20 protein-coding genes are annotated in these 17,576 nt (G+C 61.9%); 13 read left to right on the plus strand and 7 right to left on the minus strand.

All coding sequences use genetic code 11. The features are described from left to right. Positions 1–2: 2 nt before the first annotated feature. The gene (locus tag GRI38_RS09120) at positions 3–332 is read right to left on the minus strand and encodes a sel1 repeat family protein (protein ID WP_160682829.1); all 330 of its coding nucleotides are present in this window, start codon (positions 330–332) and stop codon (positions 3–5) included. Between the two features lie 266 nt (positions 333–598). Between GRI38_RS09120 and dksA the strand changes: the two genes are divergently transcribed. The 8 genes from dksA (at position 599) to GRI38_RS09160 (ending at position 7,504) form a co-directional block, all read left to right on the plus strand. Continuing rightward, positions 599–1,057 carry an RNA polymerase-binding protein DksA gene (dksA, locus tag GRI38_RS09125; RefSeq protein WP_160682831.1) on the plus strand — a complete coding sequence of 153 codons (459 nt, stop codon included), beginning with the start codon at positions 599–601 and terminating at the stop codon, positions 1,055–1,057. A 195-nt stretch (positions 1,058–1,252) separates the two neighbouring features. After that, complete coding sequence (locus tag GRI38_RS09130; RefSeq protein WP_160682833.1) at positions 1,253–1,609, plus strand: PilZ domain-containing protein; 357 nt, start codon at positions 1,253–1,255, stop codon at positions 1,607–1,609. 77 nt (positions 1,610–1,686) lie between these two features. Further along, positions 1,687–3,156: an ABC transporter substrate-binding protein gene (locus tag GRI38_RS09135; RefSeq protein WP_237487472.1), complete on the plus strand. Its 1,470-nt coding sequence runs from the start codon at positions 1,687–1,689 to the stop codon at positions 3,154–3,156. Between the two features lie 11 nt (positions 3,157–3,167). After that, a complete protein-coding gene (locus GRI38_RS09140) occupies positions 3,168–3,626 on the plus strand; it encodes a DUF4112 domain-containing protein (protein WP_160682835.1) in 459 nt (152 codons plus the stop codon). Positions 3,627–3,664: 38 nt separating this feature from the next. Beyond that, the gene (locus tag GRI38_RS09145; RefSeq protein WP_160682837.1) at positions 3,665–4,468 is read left to right on the plus strand and encodes a tryptophan 2,3-dioxygenase; all 804 of its coding nucleotides are present in this window, start codon (positions 3,665–3,667) and stop codon (positions 4,466–4,468) included. Further along, positions 4,465–5,106, plus strand: coding sequence for an arylformamidase (kynB, locus tag GRI38_RS09150; protein ID WP_160682839.1), 642 nt, complete (start codon positions 4,465–4,467; stop codon positions 5,104–5,106). Before GRI38_RS09145 ends, kynB begins: the two co-directional genes overlap by 4 nt. Before the next feature lie 2 nt (positions 5,107–5,108). Next, positions 5,109–6,368 (plus strand): kynureninase, encoded by a 1,260-nt coding sequence (kynU, locus tag GRI38_RS09155; RefSeq protein ID WP_160683343.1) that lies wholly within the window; start codon positions 5,109–5,111, stop codon positions 6,366–6,368. 101 nt (positions 6,369–6,469) lie between these two features. Beyond that, a complete protein-coding gene (locus GRI38_RS09160) occupies positions 6,470–7,504 on the plus strand; it encodes a PAS domain-containing protein (protein ID WP_160682841.1) in 1,035 nt (344 codons plus the stop codon). 479 nt (positions 7,505–7,983) lie between these two features. On the opposite strand, the gene GRI38_RS09165 is transcribed toward GRI38_RS09160, so the two are convergent. The 3 genes from GRI38_RS09165 to GRI38_RS09175 all read right to left on the minus strand — a co-directional run bounded on the left by GRI38_RS09165 (position 7,984) and on the right by GRI38_RS09175 (position 10,626). Further along, complete coding sequence (locus GRI38_RS09165; protein ID WP_202389935.1) at positions 7,984–8,688, minus strand: phosphatase PAP2 family protein; 705 nt, start codon at positions 8,686–8,688, stop codon at positions 7,984–7,986. A 193-nt stretch (positions 8,689–8,881) separates the two neighbouring features. Continuing rightward, the gene (locus GRI38_RS09170; RefSeq protein ID WP_160682843.1) at positions 8,882–10,006 is read right to left on the minus strand and encodes a L,D-transpeptidase family protein; all 1,125 of its coding nucleotides are present in this window, start codon (positions 10,004–10,006) and stop codon (positions 8,882–8,884) included. Between the two features lie 59 nt (positions 10,007–10,065). Beyond that, positions 10,066–10,626, minus strand: a complete 561-nt coding sequence (locus tag GRI38_RS09175) for an HNH endonuclease (RefSeq protein ID WP_160683349.1) — start codon at positions 10,624–10,626, stop codon at positions 10,066–10,068. Positions 10,627–10,799: 173 nt separating this feature from the next. On the opposite strand from GRI38_RS09175, the gene gluQRS reads away from it, so the two are divergent. From gluQRS to GRI38_RS09200, 5 genes are all read left to right on the plus strand, one after another. Then, positions 10,800–11,669, plus strand: coding sequence for a tRNA glutamyl-Q(34) synthetase GluQRS (gene gluQRS / locus GRI38_RS09180; protein WP_160682845.1), 870 nt, complete (start codon positions 10,800–10,802; stop codon positions 11,667–11,669). A gap of 9 nt (positions 11,670–11,678) precedes the next feature. Continuing rightward, positions 11,679–11,912 (plus strand): HIG1 domain-containing protein, encoded by a 234-nt coding sequence (locus tag GRI38_RS09185; RefSeq protein ID WP_160682847.1) that lies wholly within the window; start codon positions 11,679–11,681, stop codon positions 11,910–11,912. Positions 11,913–11,937: 25 nt separating this feature from the next. Beyond that, the gene (locus GRI38_RS09190) at positions 11,938–12,528 is read left to right on the plus strand and encodes a cob(I)yrinic acid a,c-diamide adenosyltransferase (protein ID WP_160682849.1); all 591 of its coding nucleotides are present in this window, start codon (positions 11,938–11,940) and stop codon (positions 12,526–12,528) included. A 94-nt stretch (positions 12,529–12,622) separates the two neighbouring features. Continuing rightward, a complete protein-coding gene (locus GRI38_RS09195; protein WP_160682851.1) occupies positions 12,623–13,492 on the plus strand; it encodes a 3-hydroxyacyl-CoA dehydrogenase family protein in 870 nt (289 codons plus the stop codon). Between the two features lie 66 nt (positions 13,493–13,558). Further along, positions 13,559–13,918: a hypothetical protein gene (locus GRI38_RS09200; protein WP_160682853.1), complete on the plus strand. Its 360-nt coding sequence runs from the start codon at positions 13,559–13,561 to the stop codon at positions 13,916–13,918. Between the two features lie 11 nt (positions 13,919–13,929). Here GRI38_RS09200 and GRI38_RS09205 read toward each other — a convergent pair whose 3' ends face one another. From GRI38_RS09205 to mutS, 3 genes are all read right to left on the minus strand, one after another. After that, on the minus strand, positions 13,930–14,328 hold the full coding sequence (locus GRI38_RS09205; RefSeq protein ID WP_160682855.1) for a YidH family protein: 399 nt from the start codon (positions 14,326–14,328) through the stop codon (positions 13,930–13,932). Between the two features lie 99 nt (positions 14,329–14,427). Further along, on the minus strand, positions 14,428–14,787 hold the full coding sequence (locus GRI38_RS09210; protein ID WP_160682857.1) for a hypothetical protein: 360 nt from the start codon (positions 14,785–14,787) through the stop codon (positions 14,428–14,430). Positions 14,788–14,838: 51 nt separating this feature from the next. Further along, complete coding sequence (mutS, locus tag GRI38_RS09215) at positions 14,839–17,433, minus strand: DNA mismatch repair protein MutS (RefSeq protein WP_160683352.1); 2,595 nt, start codon at positions 17,431–17,433, stop codon at positions 14,839–14,841. Positions 17,434–17,576: the final 143 nt, after the last annotated feature.

Consider the following 17,576-nt stretch of genomic DNA (forward strand, 5'->3'; position numbering starts at 1 on the left):
GTTCAGGCAGCGAAGCGCTTGTCTTCGGCGAGCCAGCGCCGCGCTTCCTTCTGTGCGGTGGCGATTTCGCGCGCAGTCATTTCCTCGGATATGTCGGCCCGGCACATCGCAGCTTCCTCGTGACCCTTGGCGGCCGCGATGTTGAACCACTTGTGTGCTTCGACAAGGTCACAGCCCACACCGTGACTGCCGGTCGAATAGGCGACGCCGAGATCGTAAAGAGCATCGAGATTGCCCCTGCCATATTGTCCAAGGCAATCGCGCAGCAGTTGCTTCGCTTCCTCGCCGACCACGCCGTGAGATCTCGCCCCCTCGATCTTCAGTAGTTCCATAGCCCCATATCCCCCGTTTTCAGATGGCCCTTTGACGGGGCCGTCGACCAATGGGTGGAGGCAACGTGGTCAATAAAGGGTTAACATTGCTGGCTAATAATTCGCAGATAGAGGTTCGGGCCGCGGCGCGACCTTACGGAACTGCGGACTTGTATGCGGTTGGAGCGGAGCCTATAGGCGCGCCATCGTCGATACACGAGACAAGCAACAAGCCCGGTATCCAGATTTAGCGTGCGGCAATCGCACACCAGTTGGTCAGAGGTAGAATGTCGACACCATCGCCGGAAGAAAGGGAATTGTCGGATCGAATAAGGGATAGTCTTCCCGACGATTACGTCCCCAGCGACGATGAGGAATACATGACCCGGCGGCAGCAGGATTATTTCCGGATGCTGCTGCTGGATTGGAAACGATCGATCTACAATTCGGCCAGCGAGACGCTGCAATCCCTGCAGGAAGGGCCGATCCGCGAATCCGACCTCAACGACCGTGCTTCGAGCGAAACGGACTGGGGGATCGAACTGCGCACTCGCGATCGGCAGAGAAAGCTCATTTCGAAGATCGACGCCGCGTTGCGCAGGATCGACCGCGACGAATATGGCTATTGCGAAGTGACCGGCGATCCGATCGGGGTCCGCCGCCTCATCGCTCGGCCCGTGGCGACGATGTCTCTCGAAGCGCAGGAAGCGCATGAGCGCCGCGAGAAGATTTCGCGCGACGACTGACCGCTACGGCTTCCGGGGCACGGCGGCGTTAATCGAATAGCTGCATTTCGTCCCGGAACGACACAGCTTCCGCCGCGGAAAATGCAGTTTACTTTTCGTTATCCTTCTTGACCTAGCCGCCGGTAAGGCAGAGTTTAGGCCTTACGGGGTTTTGGGGGCTCTATTTTTCATATTCGGGGTCGGATGGAGTGCGATATGGTCGGCGTTGATACGAGGGATGTTGCCCGCTCGAGCTTGTTCATGCTCACTCGCATCACGCTCGAGAACAATTCGCGGCAGTACCAGGTCAAGGTCCGCAACCTTTCGCCCAAGGGCATGATGGCCGAAGGCAGCGTTCCCGTCGCTCGCGGATCTCGCCTGTCGATCAATTTGGAGAACGGCACCACTGTCGAAGGCACCGTGGCGTGGATCGAGGGTACGCGGTTCGGCATTGCGTTCGACGGCACCGTCGACATGGCCGATTTCCGTCGGAGCGCCGCCAAGGCGAAGCACGAGGTGCCCCGGCACCTCTCTCCGCGGCGCAAGGCGCAGGGAAATCTGCGCAAGGTATAGTCGACCGCCGGCCTGCCGGCTCCATTTATAAAGTTGTGCGCTGACGCCCTCGCGCGTGCTTGCTAAGGCATTCGCGCATGATGCGAATCCTTGCTCTTTTGCTGACGATGATGGCTCTTGCCGGCTGCGCCGAAGAGCCAGACGAAGTCGTACGCGTGGCCTTCGTCGGATCGCAGGAGGATCTGGTAGCAACGGGCCTTCGCCTGTCCTTTCCCGCACAGCGCGTGCGTGCGGCGACTGCGCAAGGCCTCGTGCAGTTCGATGCCAGCGGGCAGGTCGTCCCGGGCCTGGCCGAACGCTGGATCGTCACGGATGACGGTTCGAGTTATATCTTCCGGCTGAAGGAGCGCGACTGGACCGACGGTACGCCGATGACGGCGCAGTCCGTTCGCGACGAACTGGCGCGCACCCTGGGCGATTTGGAGGGAACCTCGCTCGGCCTCGATCTCGATATCGTCCGCGACGTCAGGGCGATGGCGGGGCGCGTCGTCGAAATCAGGTTGCGGCGTCCGATGCCGCAATTTCTTCAATTATTGGCCCAGCCCGAACTGGGTCTGAGGCCAGAGGGCAACGGGCTCGGGCCGATGCGCCTCGTCGACACCGAGAATGCCGCCCGCGTCCTCATGCCCATGCGCCCCGAAGAACGTGGGCTTCCGCAACAGGATGACTGGGATGCCGCCACCAGGCCGATTGCCGTCACTGCGCTCCCGGCGGAAAAGGCCATCCTCGAATTTTCCGAAGGACGCCTCGATGCCGTGTTCAACGGGCAGATTGCGACCCTGCCGCTCGTCGATACCGGACCGCTGGCCAGCGGGACGATCCGGCTCGATCTTGCACGAGGGCTGTTTGGCCTCGACGTACAGGCGGCCCGCGGTTTCCTTGCCTCGGCCGAAAACCGGCAGGCTATCAGCATGGCAATCAACCGCGAGACATTGCTTGCGCCATTCAACATCGCCGGATGGCAAGGTGCCGAACGACTGTTTGCCAATACGCAAGAAGCGCTCCCCGAAGAACAGACCGAAGAACGCTGGTTCGACCTGCCCTACGAACAGCGGGTCGCACTCGCCCGGTCGCGGGTCGAAAGATGGCGGGCGGCCAATCCCGAAAGGCCGGCACAGGTGACGATTTCGCTGCCCGAAGGTCCGGGTTCGGAGCTGCTGCTGCGCAGTCTGGGGCGCGATCTGCGCAACATTGGGGTCGAGCTCGTACGGCTGACGGGCAATGTCGAAGCCGACCTCGTCCTGCGCGACCGGGTCGCTCGCTATGACAGCGAGCGATGGTATCTCAATCAGTTCAATTGCAGCGTTTCCCAGTCCTTGTGCGATCCGGTCGCGGATCGTCTCGTCGCAGAGGCAACGCTCGAAGCCGATCCCGCGCAAAGGGCGCTCCTGCTGGCCGAAGCGCGCACCATCCTGACGGAACTGGGCGGTTATATTCCTCTCGCCACGCCAATCCGCTGGTCGCTCCTGCGTGGAAACATGACGGGCTTTTCCGAGAACGAATGGGCGATCCATCCGTTGTTTCCCCTGTCGGGCGCTCCAATCTGAAAGGTCGAAGAATGGACAGATCGAATGGCGAAATCGAACGAAGACATGTCTCGGGAAGCACTCAGGGCAAGGCGCGTCCGATGGGCTTCGAATTGCCGACCGGCAACGATCCCGTCTCGATCCGCAAACGCATCGAAACACTGGAAATGCTGCTCGAGCGCAGTTTTCGCATACCCGGCATCAATTACCCGGTCGGTCTCGATTCCATCGTCGGCCTCGTTCCGGTGGTCGGCGATTTCATAACCGCCGGGCTGGGCGCCTATATCGTATGGGAAGCGCGCAATCTCGGTCTTCCGAAATGGAAACTGTGGCGCATGGGCGGGCATATTGCGGTCGATACCGCGATTGGCGCCGTGCCCTTGATCGGTGACGCGTTCGATCTCGTCTACAAGTCGAACACGAAGAACCTGCGCATCATCCGGAAACATCTCGACAAACATCATCCGGAAAGCCGCATTCTGGAAGGATAGGTTCGACGCAGCGCCGTCACGCGCTATGGACATCGCCTATGACCAGCCAAAACACCAAGGACGTGACATATTCCGGTTATCTCGACCTCGACCGGATATTGTCAGCCCAGCATCCCGGTTCCGATGCGCATGACGAAATGCTTTTCATCATCGTGCATCAGGCGAGCGAATTGTGGCTAAAACTGTGCCTGCACGAGCTTGAAGCGGCACGAAGCCTCATTGCGAAGGACGATCTGCGACCGGCATTCAAGATGCTTGCGCGGGTCGCGCGGGCGCAGGGGCAGCTGATCGCAAGCTGGGATGTACTCTCGACGATGACGCCCCACGACTACTCGCTGATAAGACCGCATTTGGGTGGCTCGTCGGGTTTCCAGTCCGCCCAGTATCGCCTGATGGAATTCATGCTCGGCGGTCGCAACCCGGACATGATCACGATGCATGAGGCCGTGCCGGAGGTTGCCGAGAGACTGAGGCGGGAAACTGGGCGGGCGAGCATCTATGCGGAGTCGATCCGCCTTTTGGCCGAGCGCGGGCTCGACATCCCGGCGGAAGTGCTGGACCGCGACCCGCAGGCCGCATGGGAACATTCAGGCGCGGTCGAAGCTGCCTGGGCCGAAGTCTACCGACATCCGAACAAGTTGTGGGATCTTTACGAGCTTGCAGAAAAGCTGGTCGATCTGGAATACCACTTCCAGCGCTGGCGGTTCGGTCACTTGAAGACCGTCGAACGCATCATCGGTTTCAAGAAGGGCACGGGCGGAACCCCCGGGGTTCCTTATCTGGCGGGGGTGTTAAAACAGGCATTCTTCCCGGAACTTCTCTCTGTGAGGACGGCGTTATGAGCAGTTGGCGATCCGCGCGGCGCATTTGGGACATCTCGCAGGTTTTGCGCTCGGCATTGCCGGTCTGGCCCGGCGATACGAGCTTTGCGATCGAGCGGACCTGGGAACTGGGCGAAGAGGTTCCGGTAAACGTCTCGGCGCTGAAGCTGTCGACCCATTCGGGCGCTCATGCCGACGCGCCGCTGCATTATGACGGCGCTGGCGTGGACATCTCTCAGGTCGAACTCGACGCCTATATTGGCGAATGCCTCGTCGTGGATGCGCGGGAAAGCATCGGGGAAATCGAAGTCGGCGACCTGCCCCATCTCGATTCCGTCGACCGCGTGCTGTTCCGCACGTTCGAGCGCTTTCCGCGGGAGGAATGGGTTACGGATTTCACTGCGATCGCAGCCGATACGATTCGCTGGCTGGCCGTGCAGGGCGTAAAGCTGGTGGGGACAGACGCACCGTCGATCGACCCGCATGACAGCAAGACGATGGACGCCCATCACGCGGTACGCGACGAGGACATGCGCATCCTCGAGGGGCTGGTGCTCGACGACATAGCGCCGGGCCGATACGAGCTGATCGCCCTGCCGCTCGCCATCGAGGGGGCCGATGCTGCGCCGGTCCGCGCGATCCTGCGGGAACTGGCGTGAACTTGCGCGACGAGGCGAAGGCGCTCGACGCGGCTGACGAACTGGCACCGTTCCGCGAGCGGTTCCACCTGCCCGAAGGCATCGTTTATCTCGACGGCAATTCCCTCGGAGCGCTGCCGAAACAAACGAAAAAACGTCTCAATTCAGTTATTTGCGAGGAATGGGGCGAGGGTCTTATCCGCAGCTGGAACGAGGCGGACTGGATCGACCTGCCACAGCGGGTTGGGGCCAAGATTGCCCCTCTCATCGGCGCAAAACCCGAAGAAGTGATTGCGTGCGACAGCACTTCTGTCAATCTTTTCAAGCTGATAGCTGCCGCGCTCGCCATGCGGCCCGGACGGCGCACCATCCTGTCCGAACCGGGCAACTTCCCGACCGATCTCTACATGATCCAGGGGCTCGAAGCGCAGGGTCTCGCGAGACAGAAACTCGTGTCTTATCAAGAGCTTGAAGCGGCCATCGATGACGACACCGCCCTCCTTCTGCTCACTCACATCCACTACAAGACCGGGCGGATGCACGACATGGCGCGGCTGACGAAAGCGGCGCATGAGAAAGGCGCGCTCGTCCTCTGGGACCTGTCGCACAGCGTCGGCGCGGTCCCCCTAGAATTGGATGCAAAAAACGTCGATTTTGCAGTGGGTTGCGGCTACAAATATCTGTGCGGAGGGCCAGGCGCGCCCGCTTTTGCTTATGTCGCACAACGGCACCTAGATGCACCACAAGGATTTCGAGATGGGGTCAACGGTCAGCAAGGCGCCTTCAGCCAGCCCCTGTCCGGCTGGTTCGGACATGCCGCTCCCTTTGCCTTCGACGACAGCTACGAACCCGCCCCCGGCATCGATCGATTGCTCGCCGGGACGCCGCCCATTCTCGGGCTGTCGGCACTGGAAGCCGGCGTCGATCTGATCGCCGACATCGGCGTCGAGCGCCTGTGGCAGAAATCACATCGGATGTCGGAGTTCCTGCGCTCCTGCCTCGCCCAACTCGGCTGTGATCTGGAACTCGTCAGCCCGGCCGATCCGTCGCTGCGAGGCAGCCAGCTGTCCTTCCAGCACGAGGAAGCCTTCGCGATCTGCCAGGCGCTCATCGCGCGCGGCATCATCGGAGACTTTCGCGCGCCGGACATCCTGCGCCTCGGATTTGCGCCTGCCTATCTCACCTTCGCCGACATCGCCCGCACCGCGGAGGAACTGTCCGACATCCTCTCTACCCGAGCCTTCGACCGGCTCGAATTTCGGCAGCGGCGGGCCGTGACTTAGGACGCGGCGACCCCTTTATCATTTATTGCGAACGCGACTGCTTGTCAGCATAGTCGCGCCGGACGATACCGGGGCCTGGTCGAACAGAGGGGAAGTGGCGAATGCGCCCGCATTACGATCCGGATAATCCACCGGAGGTGCCCGACGGCATTTCCAGATCCTCCATGCGCGATTTGCCGTTCGCGCTGGTCATCACCGATCCCAATCTCGAAGATCATCCGATCATTTTCGTCAACCGGTCGTTCGAGAGGATTACCGGCTACACGGCAGAAATGGCACTGGGCCGCAATTGCCGTTTCCTGCAGGGCGAGGAGACGGACGAGGCGGCTCGGAAGCGAATTCGCGAGGCGATCGATGCGGAGAAGGAAATCACGCTCGACATCGTGAATTACCGGGCGAACGGGGAAAAATTCCTCAATCTTCTGATGATCGCGCCGCTACGTGACGATGACGGCAAAGTGACCCATTTCCTCGGCATCCAGTCGGAACATTACGAACAGGCCACCTACGCTGCACGCGCGTCGCAACTCGATGCGGCCCTCCGCGAGATGCAGCACCGCGTGAAGAACCATCTTGCCATGTTGTTATCCTTCATCCGGCTCGAGGCGCGTCGCAGCGAAAGCGCGCACTCCTCGTTCGAGGTGCTTGCCAACAGGGTCGAGACCCTGAGCCTGCTTTATCACGATCTTTCGTCGGGCGAGCAGGACGGGGTCACCTGCGTGAAGCTGGGCGCCTATGTGTCGCGCGTCTGTTCAACCCTCAACATGCTCGACGGACAGCGGGACGTCATCGTCAACATCGATGCCGAGGCGATCGAGGCGAAAGTCGAGGCGGCATCGCAGATCGGCCTGCTGGTGTCCGAATTGCTCACCAACGCCTTGCAACACGCTTTTCCGGATGGCGAGCGGGGCACGGTCGTGGTGCGGCTATGGCAGAACGAGGACGACTGCATCTGCCTGCAGGTGATCGACGACGGAGCCGGTTTGCCGGAGGATTGCAACTGGCCCGAGGAAGGCAACCTAGGCGCGCGGATCGTGCGTGATCTGGCATATCGCCTCGATGCCGATCTCAGCGTCGACAGCAGCGAGGACGGAACGCGCGTCAAGATCGCCATTCCCGCCGACGCTTTGCAGTAGATGTTGCTTGACGAGGTTTGAGGGCAACGGGTCGCCCGATTTCGGGCGCTGTCTGACGAGGCTTCTATGTCTGAGATTGGGGTGGGAAGCGGACGTTCTTATGGGTTTTTTTGCGTTGTGTTTCGAACGTCCAATCTTCCCTCCAAAGATTCCAACGTCTTCGAAATTCGACGCAGATACATGGCGCAGAAGATGACCGCCCCAAATGCTATCAGCTGAGCCAAAGCTAATATCAATATTATAGCTTGATGCACTGTTGCTGCCTTTCGAAATCAAATGCTCGTGTGAGCGTTTGCCGCAGGTTAGCATCAGGGTCCCGGTCCGCAATCGGGTCGTTACCCATCATTTCCCTTTCGGAACGCAAACCGCGTTACCAGCCGTTCTGCTTCAGGACCGCTGTCCGGCAGCGAATGACTAATTTTTACGAGCAGAATGGCCATTCCGAATGGAAGTCATTCGGTCGCGGGCAGGGACGTGCCTTATTCCGGTTCCACCTGACCTCGGTGCTGTAGCTGACGGGCGATCAACCAGAAGAGCAGCGCCCAGGATGCACCTACGGCCCACCCGGCCAGTACGTCGGACGGCCAGTGCACGCCCAGATAAACCCTGCTCACGCCAACGCCGACGGTCACAATCACAGCGAGGGCGAGAAAATACACCTTTGTTGCGCGGTTCGGCAGGACGCGGGCGAGCAGCGCAGCAAGGGTGAGGTAGGTTATGGCCGCCATCATCGAATGGCCGCTGGGAAAGCTGGCGGTGTAGACGAGGGAGTCGTGAGGTACGAGGTCCGGTCTCGTCCGGTCGAACCCTTGCTTGAGCAAAGTACTGACGAGAAGACCACTGCCGATTGCGCCGAGCACCAGCAACATCGCGCGAACCTTTCCGATCAGCCAAAGATAGCCTGCCACGGAGAAGGTGAGCAGTGTCAGTACCCCAACTCCGCCAAGCGCGGTGAAGTCGCGTCCCAGCTCTTCGACCCAGAGCGGCCCTATGGGATCGGAAAGGTCGCGCGCGTTTCTCAACGCCAGAAGGATCCGGGAATCTATTGCGTGGCTTTCGCCTTCCACCACCTCGTCGGCGACTTCGATGAAGCCCCAGATTGTCAAGGCGAAGCCCGCCATGGCAACAAGCGTCCATGTCTCGAATCGTTCGTGCCAGCGGGTGATGAATTCTCTTATGTTCAAGATTCTCCTCGCTCGTTGTTACTATGGAGACAGGTTCTCCGCTTAAGAAGCGGCGACTAAAGAACCAGTCGATCCAATCCTTCTTCTCCGCAGCCCGGCGAAGGGACCGAACTTTCGATCCTTGGCGCTAAAGATGCAACGGGGGCATCGCCCGCGATAGGCTTTCGTGAGCAACCGCCCCGACAGCGTCTGGTCAGACGAACACCACCGGTATGCCGGGGCTCACCGCCTTGGCGAAGGCAGCGGCATCCCAATTTGTGAGCCGCACGCAGCCATGGCTGGCGCGCTTGGCGACCATTTGCGGATCGGGCGATCCGTGAATTCCGTATCCTTCCTTGCCCAGATCGATCCACGTTCCGCCAACGGGATTGTTGGGCCCGGGGGGGATGATGAACGTCTTGTCCGGACCCCATTGCTGGTCTTCCGGATCGAAGGTATAATTCGGAGCAGGCGCGATGGCCGCAACTTCCATTGTCCCGCTGGGACTTGGAAAGTCCGAGCTGCCGATGGTCGCGGGATAGCTGACCACGACATTGCCTGCCTCATCGAGACCGACGACGCTGTTCTCGCCCTTGCGGATTTCGATCTTCGCGATCTTCGCATCGAGCATGTTATCGCCGTGGCTAACAATGACGAGCTTGGTCCCCGCTTCGGAGAAATCGGCATCGGGATTGAGCGCGGTCAGAAAATCCTGATCCATGTGGAAACGCTCGGCCAGCATTTCCTTGGCGTCGCGGTATCCCAGTTTTTCCATGTCCGCCATTTCGGGGAATTCTTCCGGGATTTTGTAAAACTGTCGCGAGACGTCCTTTTCCGTAATCGTGTAGGTTCGGAAGACGTCGCCGCCGAAATTGCGTATCAGCGAATCTAGCAATTCTCCGTCTACGCCGGTCCCAGCTGGCAGACCATTCGCCTCGCGATAGTATTCGATTGCGCGCTCGGTGTTGCCGCCCATCCTGCCGTCGATGACGCCCGGCGAGTGGAAGCTTTTGTCGAGCATGACCTGTACCGCGATCATCTTCTTCGAGCGATCGCCCAGCATGGAGGAGGTGACACCCTCCGGCAGGGTCAGAGAGAACCGACCATTTTGTTGGCTGGCTTCCGACTGGCTGGCCGCCCCCTCGTCATCATAGCCTTCCCGATCGGTAAAATTGGCGGCGAAATCGTCTTCGCCTCCCGAACCATCGAAGGAGGAGCGATCGTTTCGGGTATCGGCCTGGGCTGTAGCCGTGTCGTCATCCTCCGCGTTCGATCCCTGCCCACATGAAATGAGCACGAGGGCTGTCGCGGCGATTGGTGCGATTAGAATATTTTTCATGTCAGATGAACGGCACCCCCTGCGCGACGTTCCGAGGAGGTGCAAACCGGATTCAGCACCTACTCTTCGAGTTCGACGTCCCAGTAGAGCCAGTCGCGCCAGGTCTCGTGCAGGTAGTTGGGTGGAAAACGCTTGCCCTGCTGCTGCAATTGCCAGCTGGTCGGCTTGATCGGCATTTGCGTGAGGTGCATGTTCGCCTGCTTCGGCGTGCGCCCGCCCTTCTTCATGTTGCACGGGCCGCAGGCGGTGGCGATGTTCTGCCACGTTGTCTTTCCACCCAGCCGCCGCGGGATGACGTGATCGAAGGTGAGATGCCCCTGGCTGCCGCAATACTGGCAGGTGAAGCGGTCGCGCAGGAACAGGTTGAAGCGGGTGAAGGCGGGGAATTCCGACGGCTTCACATACTGCTTGAGCGCAATGACGCTCGGGATCTTCATGTCGAGCGAGGGCGAGTGGACCTGCCGGTCGTAGCTTTCGACGATGTCGACACGTTCGAGGAACACGGCCTTGATCGCGGTCTGCCATGGCCACAGGCTCAAGGGGTAATAGGATAGCGGAGTGTAATCCGCGTTGAGGACGAGGGCGGGGCAGGAAGCCGGATCGCTGCTCGCATCTTCCATCGCGCTGCGGAAGCGGGCCACTCTTTCGATCAGTTCGGACTTGAACACGTCTTGTTCCTTATCTGATTGAACGCAATCGAGCATTTACCAACGAAAGCGTCAAGACCGTTACAGTGGGCCAATCCACAAGCATTTGTGCCGATCGCGCCGCCCCGCTATCCGGTCTCTCAACGATGGAAGAAACCGTTCCCGGAACGCAGGTCGTCACCCGCTTCGCGCCCAGTCCCAACGGGTCGCTGCATCTCGGCCATGCCTATAGCGCGATGATAGCGCACGACCTTGCCGCGAAGCTGAACGGGCGGTTCCTCCTCAGGATCGAGGATATCGACGGGCCGCGCTCCCGCCCCGAACTGGCCGAGGCGTTTCGCGCCGATCTTGCCTGGCTGGGGCTTCCTTTCGTCGAGACGCCGCCGCAATCGACACGGCTCGACAGCTACCGTGCGGCAGCCGAACGATTGCGAGGGATGGGCGTGCTTTATCCATGCTCCTGCACGCGCAAGGAAGTGCTGGAGGCGGCAACGCGCGAAGGGCCGGACGGCCCGGTCTATCCCGGAACCTGCAAGGGCAAGGGCATGGAGGACGTCATGGCGGCACCGGATGGGGCGGTGGCATGGCGGCTCGACGTCGCGAAGGCGCTAGCGCAGACCGGACCGCTCAGCTGGGAAGACGAGCGCGCCGGCCAGCAGATTGCTGAACCCGAGCGACACGGCGATGTGGTGCTCGTGCGCAAGGGGCTTCCGGCAAGCTACCATCTGGCCGCGACGCTGGACGATGCGGCGGATGGCGTCACGCTGGTCACGCGCGGGCTCGACCTGTTCCATGCGACGCATATTCACCGGCTGTTGCAGGCGCTGCTCGACCTGCCAGTGCCGCGCTGGCATCACCACGACCTGCTGTTCGACGAGGATGGCACGAAGCTCGCCAAACGGCGTGGCTCTGCGGCCTTGTCCGACTTGCGCGGGGCGGGCGTCGACGGGCATGAATTTGTTAAGAAACTGCGCGCCGGGTCATTCCCCGCTGGCATTTCGCTCGGTCGACCCTAAATCATACCTATGCAATACGTCCTCATCGCGATCCTCGTCATCCTCTGCATTCTCGTGGTGGTGTCCCTGATCCGAGGGATCGTGGCCTTCCTGCAGAGCACGAAGATGGACCTCGAGAACGACGCGGACGACCAGCGCGCGACCGAGATGCAGATGAAGCAGAACAGCGCGATGTTCGCTCGTATCAAGTACCAGGCGCTGGCCGTCGTCGTGGTCGCGATCATCCTGATGGTGACGCGCTAGACCGTTTTGCGCTAAGGCGGCGCGGATGGTCAAGCTCAACAAGATCTATACCCGCACCGGCGACGACGGTTCGACCGGACTCGTCGATGGCTCGCGCCTCGCCAAGCATGCGCCGCGCATGGAAGCGATTGGGGCGGTCGACGAAGCGAACAGCGCGATCGGGCTGGCCGCTGCTGCCGGGGGATCAGGCGAAGAAGCGCTGGCGAAGGCCCTGTTCCGTATCCAGAACGACCTGTTCGATCTCGGTGCGGACCTGGCGACTCCGGCGGGCGGGAACGAGGATTTTGCGCCCTCCGAGATGGTCCTGCGCATCGTCTCGTCGCAAGTCGACTGGCTGGAAAGCGAGATCGACCGCATGAACGAGCATCTCGAACCTTTGACGAGCTTCGTTCTGCCCGGCGGAACCGAACTGGCGGCGCGGCTGCACGTCGCGCGTGCTGCAGTGCGGCGAGCCGAGCGGGCGACCGTTGCGCTGGCCCAGGCGGAGGCGGTTAACCCCGCGGCTCTCGCTTACGTAAATCGGCTGTCGGATCACCTGTTCGTCGCCGCACGCCGCGCAAATCAGGCGGATGGCGCAGCGGGCGACGTCGCCTGGGTCCCCGGCGCGAACCGCTAAAATAACAGGCAGCGTTCGCTCGCACTGGGCCTAGTCAAGCAGCTTCACCCCCGCTAACAGAGCGGTTTGTGTTGCAGTTGCGAAGGAAATTCTCATGCAGACGATCGGCATTATCGGCGCGGGCCAAATGGGTTCGGGCATTGCCCAGACCGTGGCACAGTATGGCATGAAGGTGTTGCTCGCCGATGTCGACCTCGCCACGGCAGAACAGGCGGTTGGCGGGATCGATACAGCGCTGGGCAAGCTGGTCGGGCGCGGCAAGCTGGAAACCCACGAGGCCGAAGCCCTTCTCGGGCGTATTACGCCGGTCGCGGACTACGCGCCGATGGCCGAGGCGGACATGATTATCGAGGCCGCGACGGAGAAGGAGCCCGTCAAGCAGGCGATCTTCGAAAAGGCGGGCACGGTCCTGTCGCAAGGCTCGATCCTCGCCAGCAACACCAGCTCCATCCCGATCACGCGCATGGCGAATTTCTCGCCCGATCCCAAGCGCTTCATCGGGCTGCATTTCTTCAATCCCGTGCCTGTCATGGGGCTGATCGAAGTCATCCCCGGTCTCGCGACGAGTGATGACACGGTCTCGCGCACGCGCCGTTTTGCCGAAACGCTCGGCAAGCAGGTCGTCGAGGTGCAAGACGAACCCGGCTTCGTCGTCAATCGCATCCTCATTCCCATGATCAACGAGGCAGTGTTCGTCCTTGGACAGGGCACGGCGAGCATCGAGGATATCGACAAGGGGTGCCGGATCGGCCTCAACCACCCGATGGGGCCGCTGGAACTCGCGGATTTCGTCGGGCTCGACACGTGCCTCGACATCGTCATGGTCCTCTACAACACGACGGGCGACAGCAAGTATCGGCCCGCACCGCTGCTGGTGAAATATGTCGAGGCCGGCTGGCTTGGCCGCAAGACCGGGCGCGGCTTCTACGATTACGAGGGCGATACGCCGATCCCCACCCGCTGAGGCGCACGCAATCACGGCGGAACCGAGGGGAAGCGCCGCCCGTTGGCCTTGCAAAGGAGAATTTGCATGACCGACAAGAACAACGACACGAAGGTCGAAAGCCAGGAAGAACGGCAGGCGAACCTCGCGCCTGAGACGCATAATGACGAGCAGGACGACCATCGCAGCCAGGCGCAGGAAGTAACCGAGCAGGCGCGCAATACCACGCGCGAGACGCATAGTCCGACCGAGAGCATCAAGGGCGACAACAACTCAGGTCTGATGGGCGACAGCACGCAGGACACGATCGATCACATGCGCGACATGGAAAGTTCGGGCAGGATCGATATGGATGCCTATAGCGGCGAGCCGAACCATGACGACGATGTCGACAAATACGGCAAGCAGCGCAAGCCGGACGACATTCCCGACCCCAGCACCGACTGAACCTTGCTTTCTTAAGTGGTGACCGCGCCGTTCATCTGCCACAGCGCCACGGCCAGGATGAGCGCGGCAGCGCATACCGACCAGCCGATCCAGCGCAGGCCACTGTTCTTCGGTGCCTGCAACTCGTGGCAGGTCAATCGCTGAAATGTCCTGTGGGCGCGCCGTTCAGCCGTAAAGGCGACGAGCGCCCCCAGAAGGACAAATCCCGTGGCAATGGCGCGGGCAAGCCAGGGCGGGTCGAATTCACCGAAGACCGCCCGAAAGGCGAGGCCGATACCGATCGCGGCAAAGGACGTTCGCATCCAGCCGGCAAAAGTCCGCTCCATCGCCATGATGTTGCGATCTTCGGCCAGTTCGGTCCGTGCCTCCGCGAGATCGTTGGAACTCTTCTGATCATTGTCGTCGCTCATGCCGCTGCGAACAATAAGGCAATCGGTAAGGGCGGCAAGTTCGTTTAGTTTATGTAGCGGCGCGTTCCCGGCGTTGGCGTTCGCGCTTCGCCAATAAACTTATCCGTCGATCGGAAGGGCATCGTCCATCGGCTCGGGCTCGAAGCCCTGCGTATCGTCGATCAGTTCCTCGTCGCTGGCCGCTTCGCCATAGACGGTATCGTCGCTGTCGCCGTCATCGTAGATTTCGGTGTCCGCCATGTCCTCGACTTCGTCCACCTCGTCATAGGCAGTTTGCTCTTCCGGGTAATCGTCCGCCGAAGTGCCGCGATAGTCGCGTGCATAATCGGCATTGTCGCTGCCGCCATTCTCCGCGGTTTCAGCGATCAGGCCGGGATTGTCGTCCTCGCCGATGAGCAGCAGGACAGCAAACAGGAAGAAGAACGCCGCCAGCAGCTTCTTGGACAGGTCCGAACTCATATCCGATCCGTATTGCGATGGGCCGAGAACGCTGATGATGGCGATAATTTGTTAACTTTCCCTTTGCGCGGCTTCCCTTTTCCACTCGTAGAGCAAATCGAGCGCCTCGCGCGGGCTCAATGCGTCGATTTCGAGGTCGGCTAGCCGCTCGGCCAGCCCGTCCGCAGGAGGCGCGTCCTCGATTGCCGCGCTTGCAGCCGCGAACAGGGGCAATTCACCCAGCCCCGCCGCCAGTCCGCCCGTCTCGTCGCGCCCCTTTTCGAGCTTCGCGAGCACTGCCTTTGCCCGCTTCACGACCGCCGGGGGCACGCCCGCAAGCCGTGCGACCGCGAGACCGTAGGACTTGTCCGCCGCCCCGCCCGCGAGTTCGTGGAGAAGGACCAGTTCGCCTTTCCATTCCTGCGCCCGGACATGATGCAGCGAGAGCGCGTCGCACGTGTCGGCGAGGCGCGACAATTCGTGGTAATGCGTCGCGAAGAGGCAGCGGCTCTTCAAGGTCTCGTGCACCGCCTCCACCACTGCCCAGGCGAGTGCCATGCCGTCATAGGTCGAGGTGCCGCGTCCGACCTCGTCGAGAATGACGAAGCTGCGCTCCGTCGCTTGCGTGAGGATGGCGGCAGTCTCGACCATCTCGACCATGAAGGTCGAGCGCCCCCGGGCAAGGTTGTCCGCTGCCCCGACGCGGCTGAACAGCCGGTCCGCAATGCCGATCCGCGCCGATGTGGCGGGAACGAAGCAGCCGGCCTGCGCCAGCAGCACGATGAGCGCGTTCTGCCGCAGGAAGGTGGACTTGCCGCCCATGTTCGGCCCGCCGATCAGCCATAGACGATCATCAGCTTCGAGGCAGCAGTCGTTCGCGACGAACCGCTCGCCCGAACGCGCCAGCGCTTCCTCCACGACCGGATGACGCCCGCCCGTAATGTCGAGGACCGGCTCGTCGGTCATTTCCGGACGGCACCAGTCTCCTTCGACCGCTCGTTCGGCCAGTCCTGCCGCAACGTCGATCCGTGCCAGTGCGCCCGCCAGCGCAGCAAGCGCCTCCCGCCGATCCCCGACGGCCGCGACCAGTTCTTCGAAATGCCGTTCCTCGCAGGCGAGCGCCTGCGCCCCGGCTTCCGCAATGCGGGTCGCTTCCTCGTGCAATCTGACGGAATTGAAGCGCACCGCGCCCGCCATCGTCTGGCGATGGGTGAAGCCGCTATCGGCAGCCATCAGCTTGTCGGCGTGCTTTGCCGGAACCTCGATGAAATAGCCGAGCACGTTGTTGTGCTTGATCTTCAGCGAGGCGGTGTCGGTCTCCTCGCGATAGCGCGCTTCCATCGCGGCGATCGCCTTGCGCGCATTGCCGGCGATGCCCCGCAACTCATCGAGGTCGGCGTCGTAACCGTCCGCCACATAGCCGCCGCTGCCGCGCTCGGTCGGCGGACTAGCAATAAGGGCTCGCGCGAGGAGGTCGATAAGTTCGTCCTGCCCCGACAATCTCTCCATCGCCCGATCGAGCAGGGCCGGGCGGTCCGCGCTTCCCTCGAGCAATTCGCGAATGCGCGCGGCTTCGCGCAGCCCGTCCCTTATCTGCCCGAGATCGCGGGGGCTTCCCCGCTCGGCAACGATCCGGCCAAGGGCGCGCCCGATGTCGGGCAATCCGCGCAGCAGCGCCCGCAGGTCGGAACGCAGGAGCGGGTCGCGCTGAAAATGCGCAACGCAGGCGAGGCGGTCCTCGATTGCGCGCCGCTCCGTCAGCGGGGCGGCAAGGTCTTCGGCTAGCAGTCGCGCCCCGGCCCCGGAGGCACAGCGATCGATGCATGCAACGAGGCTTCCGGCGCGTCCGCCATCCTGCGCGACGAGGATTTCGAGGCTCGCACGGGTCGCGGCATCCATCGCCAGCCCGCCGTCGCTCGTTCGTATCTCGGGCGGAAGGAGGAGGGGCAGCTTGCCGCGTCCCGCATGATCGAGATAGGCGACGAGGCCGCCCGCCGCGCCAAGCATGGCGCGCGTGAAATTGCCCAATCCGTCGAGCGTCGCAAGACCGTGAAGCGATTTCAGCCTCCGCTCGCCCTCGGTGCTGTCGAACTCGGCGGTGGGGCGTTCGATCGCGTCGCGTGCCGCTTCGCCCGCGAAGCCTTCGGGGCAGACGATCTCGCTCGCATCGAGCCGGGCGAGCGCGGTCGCCAGGCCGTCCACCGCACATTCCTCCAGCAGCATGGCTCCTGTCGATACGTCGCAGGACGCGATCCCGATACGGTCGCGCACTTCGCAGATAGCGACGAGGCGATTGGCCGCGCGGGGGTTGAGCAGCGCCTCTTCCGTCAGCGTTCCGGCAGTGACGAACCGCACGATGTCGCGCTTCACCAGCGCCTTGGAGCCGCCGCGCCGTTTCGCCTCCTCGGGCGTTTCGACCTGTTCGGCGATCGCGACGCGCTTGCCTGCCCGGATGAGCCGGGCGAGGTAGCTTTCCGCCGAGTGGACCGGCACGCCGCACATCGGCACGGGCTCCCCGCCATGTTCGCCGCGGGTTGTCAAAGCGATGTCGAGGATGGCCGCGGCCTGCTTCGCATCCTCGAAGAACAGTTCGAAGAAATCTCCCATGCGGTAAAAGAGGAGGCTGCCCGCCGCCTGAGCCTTCAGCATGAGATATTGCTGCATCATGGGCGTGGGTCCGGCACCCTTCGGCTCCTTCGCGGAGGTCTTTTTCGCGGTTGCACCCATGACGTCAGCGGTAGCGCGGCCCCGCGCGATTCGGAAAGGGCGCATCCGCGACCTTTCCCCTACCGCAGGCGGGGTTCGTCATG

Origin of the sequence: Parapontixanthobacter aurantiacus (assembly GCF_009827635.1) — a bacterium.
In the GTDB taxonomy this organism is placed as follows: Bacteria; Pseudomonadota; Alphaproteobacteria; order Sphingomonadales; family Sphingomonadaceae; genus Parapontixanthobacter; species Parapontixanthobacter aurantiacus.